This is a genomic window from Neobacillus sp. NPDC093127 (assembly GCF_044754175.1).
Lineage (GTDB): Bacteria > Bacillota > Bacilli > Bacillales > Cytobacillaceae > Neobacillus.
Map to the genome: position 1 here is coordinate 1 of NZ_JBIVOP010000049.1, position 4054 is coordinate 4054.

The following is a 4054-nucleotide window of genomic DNA, read 5'->3' on the forward strand; positions in this document are numbered from 1 at the left end:
AGCCTCCTACAAGGCCGGATAAATACAAGAAGGGCAAGGATTTGGTTGTGATTACAGAAGTTTTGTTTTATTAGTCTTTATGAATCGCTACCAACAGGCAGCGGCAAGACTACAACGCTCTATTCCCTATTAAACGAAACGGCCCATTTATTTCACCGAAATGTCATTACACTTGAAGATCCGATTGAAAAAAACTATGATTCTGTCCTGCAGGTCCAAGTGAACGAAAAAGCGGGTGTTACTTATGCTGCTGGCCTTAAGGCGATTCTTCGCCATGACCCCGACATAATTATGGTTGGTGAAATCAGGGATGCAGAGACTGCGAAAATCGCCGTCCGTGCTGCACTCACCGGGCATTTGGTGCTTTCGACGATGCATACTCGGGATGCTAAGGGCGCGGTATATCGTCTCCATGAATTCGGTGTAAATTGGTTAGAGGTCGAGCAGACATTAATCGCTGTTACCGCCCAAAGATTAGTAGAACTTACCTGTCCATTTTGCAATGGCGAATGTACGCCATTTTGTTATTCCTACGGCAGATGGAAAAGGGCCAGTGTGTTTGAGCTTTTATCCGGCAGAAATTTAAATGCTGCCATGAAGGGAGCAAAGGGCGAACAAATTGAAACACATTACCGAACGATTAAAGACGTGATTAAAAAGGGGATCTCTCTCGGATACATCCAGGAGTCTGAATATGAACGGCTGGTGTATGATGATGAAACGTCCTAAATGGTCTGTAAATGAACAAGCACGTTTCTTGAAAAGAACAGGTGAATTACTAGCAAGGGGATATCCAATTGCGGAAGCAATTGAGTCCATAGCATTACAATTACCGTCTAAACGAAAGGAGGAATTAAATGGTTGTTTGGTAGAGTTGAAAAACGGCTTGCCGTTTCATGATGTCTTAAGCAATCTCGGTTTTCACAAAGACTTAATCGGTTATGTTTATTTCGCTGAACAGCATGGCAGTTTCGCCGACGCCTTACTTGAGGGCAGTGAACTTGCGTTATTAAAGGATAAGGATTTACGGAAACTTCTTAAACTACTTCAATATCCGTTACTGCTCATTACGATAACCGGCTTTCTATTTGTTTTTGTGGAAAACACATTGCTTCCAAAGTTTACAAGCCTTTTTGCATCTCTCGGTCTTGAAGCCAATTTTTTCACGAAGGTGATTTATGCTTTTGATCAATATTTCCCCATTATGATTGGGTCTGTGCTGATTATCCTTTTAATAGGGATATTCTATTATTTGCTTGTATTTCGTAAGCTCTCCGTCCTAAAGCAAAGGTCACAGCTCGTTCGCATTCCAATTGCCGGCAAGATCCTCAAATTATTGTTTACCCACTACTTTTCCATTCAACTAAGCTTCCTATTATCCGGTGGAATATCCGTCTCTGAAGCCCTGCTGCTTTTTGAAAGAAACAAAAGACAACCTTTTTACAGCGGGCTAGCGCAGGAAATAAAATTTAAACTAATGACCGGAGAAAAGCTTGAAACCATTCTCGGAACTTTTTCATTTTTCGAAAGAGAATTTCCAATGATTGTTAAACACGGTCAGGAAAATGGAAAATTAGAACAGGAGTTGTTATTTTTCAGCAAACACTGTGTAACAAATATGGAGGATATGATAGAAAAAAGCTTCAAAACCATTCAGCCGATTCTTTACCTTTTTATTGGTTTTCTGGTGGTTTCTATGTATTTAGCGATTCTTTTACCAATGTTTCACTTGCTTGATGGCATTTAAAAAATGGAGGTTATAAAAATGAACGTTAAAATGAAGAACAATGAACAGGGTTTCACTTTAATCGAAATGATGATTGTCATGCTCGTCATTTCTGTTTTGTTAATTGTTACGATTCCTAATGTCGCCAAACATAATTCTAATATCAACAATAAAGGCTGTCAGGCGTTTGTGAAAATGGTCCAAGCCGAAGTCCAAGCATATGAAATGGATAATAATAATAAAGTGCCGACACTTGAGGAACTTAAAACGGCTGGATATTTAAAGGATGCAAAAGGCTGTCCAAACGGCCAAGAAATTGCCATTGATTCACAGGGAAATGTCACAGCAGTTCCAAAAACCAACTAACCCAAAATGAAAAGCAGACAAAAAGGTTTCACATTAATTGAGTCATTAGTGGTTCTCTCGATATTTATGATTATTTCCTCGGTTACCGTCTTCTCTTTAAAACCGCAGCAGCCGATGATTGAAGAGGAGGCCTTTATAACCCAACTGAAAGCAGACCTATACTATGCACAAAACTATGCGATATCCCATCAACATGAAGTATCGGTTGTATTTATGCCTGGTCAATATAAGTATGAGATGTATTTGCGTACAGAGATTCCGCCATTTATCGTGAGAAATTACTCTAAAAATATTTATGTTTATGAAGGTTCCCTTCCGTTATATTTCAAATTCCTAAGCGATGGAAATGTAAACAAGTTTGGTACCCTCTATATTCAAATGAAGAGGAAGGATTATAGGTTAACTGTTTTGATTGGAAAGGGCCGGTTCTATGTTGCGGAAAAATAAAGGCTTCTTTTTACTTGAATTGTTGTTGTCATTATCAGCATTATTAATGCTCAGTTTATTCTTACTGCCGTTGTTGATGGATTTAAAAGGCCAATCACGGCAGCTGGCAGTCGAAAATAAGGCACGGCAGCTAATGTATGAAGAACTGCAGGCAAAATTAATCACTAGTCGAACCTTTACTAATTACACTTTCGTTGAAAATGGAGTGGAGTACAAAATCATTTGGAAAGATTCTCGTGTTGCTGGTCAAAAGGAGGTGTGCGTAAGAGTTGAAAGAAATTCCTTTCTTCCACAAACCGAAATATGCGGTGCGCTCGAATGAGAAAGCTTTTACGCTTCTCGAGGTGCTGTTTGCATTTTCAATCTTTACCATCATTATTTTCTTTATAACACCCGTTTTTCAAATTATCTTGAACAATAAAGGATCTCAGGCAGAATTACAGGCAATGGAGTGGCAAATTTTTTGTAGTCAAATAAAAAAGGAAATTAGGCTGTCCAACCGTGTTGAAGTCATCTCAGGCCGGTTAATCTTAACAAATGACACGGAAACCGTCTTATATGAAAAGTACGGTTCGAACCTGAGGAGACGTGTGAATACCACTGGACATGAAATAATCCTCCAAAACGTTTCACAATACTCCTTTACGATCATAAACAATGCAGTTACGGTAGTTGTTACGGATCTTTGGGGAAAGGAATATTCAGTTATAATATTTCCTTTTATCAACTGGAATGCTGTCACATGAAAAATAATCAGAAAGGGTTTACTTATCCACTTACATTGTGCTTACTGGTACTTTTTCTCTTGTTTTTCTCCATGCACATTGAACGATTGCAATCTAAAAGAATGATGGCACATGAAACAGCTGCTATTTTACAACAGGAATATTATTTCCTCTCATCCGTTAAGAAAATTGAAGTGATATTTCAAGCTGGAGGAAGCATCCCTTCCAAGGGCACGATTACCTATATTAACGGAACTATGGACTACCAAGCAGAGACACCGTCCGGATATGTTCAGAAAGTTAATTTCACCCTTCGCACGAAGGCTGGAGATGCTATATTCTGTCGAGGATTTTTTGATACAAGAACCAAAAAATTAATAAAATGGGTAGAATTAAAATAAACCAGATGGACATACTGTATGGTGAATAAAAAGGCAGGTGTGTCCATGAAAACAAATGACTATGTAAAATACATGACGCAAACAATTGTTAAATACGCCGATCAGCCAAAAGAAGAACGAAAACGGCTCCGTTCAGAACGAAAACAAGCCAGAGCATCTTTTTGGTATCGCTGGTTCGGAATTCTACCCTATATCCTTTATACCGAAGTAAAGAAAAGACGTAAGCATTAAGGAAGCGAATGATTGCCTTCGCTTCCTTTCTTAATTTAAGGCTGTGTTAAAGAATATTGTTGTTTTTGATCACAATGTTGATTGGAGTGGAAGGCGCGAGACTCCTGCGGGAGCAGCGGGACAGGTGAGACCCCGCAGGCGCTTTAGCGCCGAGGAGG

Annotated in this window: 7 protein-coding genes and 1 pseudogene; all 8 read left to right on the forward strand. The window is 39.2% G+C overall.

Annotation, left to right across the window (positions count from 1 at the left end; translation table 11 throughout):
• Positions 1-90 precede the first annotated feature (90 nt).
• Positions 91-729, forward strand: a pseudogene (locus ACIQCO_RS27840) (ATPase, T2SS/T4P/T4SS family); the annotation flags it as partial.
• Positions 695-1747 carry a competence type IV pilus assembly protein ComGB gene (comGB, locus tag ACIQCO_RS27845; RefSeq protein ID WP_400435394.1) on the forward strand — a complete coding sequence of 351 codons (1053 nt, stop codon included), beginning with the start codon at positions 695-697 and terminating at the stop codon, positions 1745-1747. The pseudogene ACIQCO_RS27840 and the gene comGB, both read left to right, overlap by 35 nt.
• Before the next feature lie 18 nt (positions 1748-1765).
• Complete coding sequence (gene comGC / locus ACIQCO_RS27850) at positions 1766-2092, forward strand: competence type IV pilus major pilin ComGC (protein WP_400435396.1); 327 nt, start codon at positions 1766-1768, stop codon at positions 2090-2092.
• Positions 2093-2098: 6 nt separating this feature from the next.
• On the forward strand, positions 2099-2539 hold the full coding sequence (comGD, locus tag ACIQCO_RS27855) for a competence type IV pilus minor pilin ComGD (protein ID WP_400435398.1): 441 nt from the start codon (positions 2099-2101) through the stop codon (positions 2537-2539).
• Positions 2523-2861: a hypothetical protein gene (locus ACIQCO_RS27860; RefSeq protein ID WP_400435400.1), complete on the forward strand. Its 339-nt coding sequence runs from the start codon at positions 2523-2525 to the stop codon at positions 2859-2861. The genes comGD and ACIQCO_RS27860 overlap by 17 nt, the downstream gene beginning before the upstream one ends.
• Positions 2848-3285 carry a competence type IV pilus minor pilin ComGF gene (comGF, locus tag ACIQCO_RS27865; RefSeq protein WP_400435402.1) on the forward strand — a complete coding sequence of 146 codons (438 nt, stop codon included), beginning with the start codon at positions 2848-2850 and terminating at the stop codon, positions 3283-3285. Before ACIQCO_RS27860 ends, comGF begins: the two co-directional genes overlap by 14 nt.
• Positions 3282-3665 (forward strand): competence type IV pilus minor pilin ComGG, encoded by a 384-nt coding sequence (comGG, locus tag ACIQCO_RS27870; RefSeq protein ID WP_400435404.1) that lies wholly within the window; start codon positions 3282-3284, stop codon positions 3663-3665. The genes comGF and comGG overlap by 4 nt, the downstream gene beginning before the upstream one ends.
• Before the next feature lie 45 nt (positions 3666-3710).
• A complete protein-coding gene (locus ACIQCO_RS27875) occupies positions 3711-3896 on the forward strand; it encodes a YqzE family protein (RefSeq protein WP_400435406.1) in 186 nt (61 codons plus the stop codon).
• The last annotated feature ends 158 nt before the right edge of the window (positions 3897-4054 follow it).